Below are 2,223 nucleotides of genomic sequence, written 5' to 3'. Positions count from 1 at the left end.
CGTGCTCGCGGCACAGATCGGCGACGGAAACCCCCGCCCCATGCTCTTGCAGAATGCCGACAATCTGGTCTTCGGTGAACCTGCTGCGCTTCAGCTCTGGTCCTTTCGGTTGGGCCAGAGTCTACCTCAAACTGGATTAGGTGGAGGGGGCAACGTCACGCCCGAAACGGTTGCATAAAACGCCGCGTCAAAATCTGAGGTCATAGACTTCCTGACCCGCAGGCCTCGCCTAGGGTCCAGACTTCGGTAACGGGGTCGTCCCAGTCAAGCGGTTCAGACATCGGCGATGGTGCCCGTTGGCCGGCAACGCATGCTCGCATGCGTGAGAGGGGGCTGTTTGCCATGCGGGGTCTCCCGCCACAACGCGAGGCAGCGCTCTTCCAGCCAAGCATTCAGCGCGGCAAGGTCGGCAAAGCCCGGCATTCCTTGCAGCATCTGATGACGACAATCTCGAACGTTCTTCTCGACCTGCCCCCCTCGCCTTTGGGCTTGAACCAATATCTCGACCCATCCTGCGGCGGGATTGCAGAAGCCGTTCATTGAAGCGCCATTGATCCGAGCCCATTGGACGGCGGCTCATAGACGTAGTGGTTTGTCATGGCCAGGAAGCGCATGTTGATCTGCCGCTCCTTGCCCCGGCCGACACGATCCACCGCCGTCTTCATGTTGTCGTAGATGCCACGCGCAGGTACGCCGCCAAATACGCGGAAGCCGTGCCAATGGGCAGCGAACAGCATCTCGTGGGTCTGCAACGGATAGGCACGCAACAAAAAAGCGCGGCTGTGCGACAGCTTGATATGCGCCATCTGCAACTTGGTGCGTTCACCGCCCAGAACCGCAAAATCCTCGCTCCAGTCAAACTGGAAGGCATCACCCGGGTCAAAATGCAGCGGCACAAAGGTCCCGCGCCCCGTCGTCTGCTGTTCGCGCTGCCGATCTGCCCGCCAGTGTCGCGCAAAAGCTGCGACCCGGGCATAGGAACCCGTGAAGCCAAGCGCCACGAGATCGGCGTGCAACTGCTTTACGGTCCGTCGCTGCTTGCGCGACTTCCCGGCCTCGGTCTTCAGCCAACCCGCCAGCTTATCGGCAAAGGGATCAATCTTGCTTTGCCGTTCTGGTGTCGCGAACTTTGGCTCGATCGTGTTCGCCGCCAAATGCTTGGTCACGGTATTGCGCGACACGCCCGTCAGCCGCGCAATCTCGCGGATCGACAACTTCTGCCGCTTATGCATCCGACGAATGATATTCAAAAGTCCCATGTGGATCACTCCGTTGCCCCTGCCGCTCACAGCTTCGGGAAAAGATTCACATGGCTCAGTTCTCAGTGAAAATTATCCGCCTAACCGGCTCAGTTCTGGGTGAAAATCAACAGGCGTGCCGACCAAATCCCATGTGCTGAACCTGCTCCACAGGCTGCTGGATGGCACACCGACCGACAAGGCGGATGTGAACCCTCCATCCGCCTTGTCGCTGAGCAAGGAGCCCGAGGCCAATGTCGCCCGCCATGATGGTTTGCGGACCCAGAAAGGAGCCCGTCATGCGTCATGATCCTGCGGGTGCTGCGCTGATCATCATGTTGCGCAGCCTTAAAATGCTAGGCATGGCGCAGGCCGTGCAGGACTTGCATGAGCAACGGTCGCCCGCATTCGAGGCTGCCATGCCGATCCTGTCGCGGCTGCTCAAGGCCGAAATGGCCGAGCGCGAGGTTCACTCGATCGCGTATCAAATGAAAGCTACCCGCTTCCCGGCCTACAAGGATTTGTCCGCCTTCGACTTCGCGGCCAGTGAAATACGCGAAGCTCTAGTTCGCCAACTCCATCGATGCGAGTTCCTAGATGGGGCTGAGAATGTGGTGTTGATCGGGGGGCCCGGCACAGGGAAATCGCATGTTGCCACCGCCCTCGGCATTCAGGCCATCGAGCATCACCGCAAACGCGTGCGTTTCTTCTCAACGGTCGAACTGGTCAACGCCCTGGAGCAGGAAAAGGCCCAAGGAAAGGCTGGCAAGATTGCAGCGGCGCTGGTGAAAACCGACTTGGTGGTCGTAGACGAGTTGGGATACTTGCCGTTCAGCGCCTCTGGCGGTGCCTTGCTCTTCCACCTCCTGAGCAAGCTTTACGAGCGCACCAGCGTCATCATCACCACCAACCTGAGCTTCGCCGAGTGGGCCACGGTCTTTGGGGGCGCCAAAATGACCACCGCGCTGCTCGATCGCCTCACCCA

General features: G+C 59.7%; 2 protein-coding genes and 2 pseudogenes. 2 read left to right on the top strand and 2 right to left on the bottom strand.

The annotated features are described in order from the left end of the window. Positions 1–94, bottom strand: a 94-nt coding sequence (locus tag Q8K08_RS01825) for a transposase (RefSeq protein ID WP_305249019.1), incomplete at its 3' end; no start/stop codon positions are given. Between the two features lie 182 nt (positions 95–276). Further along, positions 277–1,259: pseudogene (istA, locus tag Q8K08_RS01820) on the bottom strand (IS21 family transposase); the annotation flags it as partial. Between the two features lie 112 nt (positions 1,260–1,371). On the opposite strand from istA, the pseudogene Q8K08_RS01815 reads away from it, so the two are divergent. Both Q8K08_RS01815 and istB read left to right on the top strand, forming a co-directional pair. Then, a pseudogene (locus Q8K08_RS01815) lies at positions 1,372–1,548 on the top strand (IS21 family transposase); the annotation flags it as partial. Continuing rightward, positions 1,538–2,223: IS21-like element helper ATPase IstB (istB, locus tag Q8K08_RS01810; protein WP_305249018.1), on the top strand; the 686-nt coding region annotated here is incomplete at its 3' end. The pseudogene Q8K08_RS01815 and the gene istB, both read left to right, overlap by 11 nt.

The sequence above is a fragment of the Pseudotabrizicola sp. genome (genome assembly GCF_030684215.1).
Classification (GTDB): domain Bacteria; phylum Pseudomonadota; class Alphaproteobacteria; order Rhodobacterales; family Rhodobacteraceae; genus Pseudotabrizicola.
This window is presented reverse-complemented; position numbering and strand designations above follow the sequence as displayed.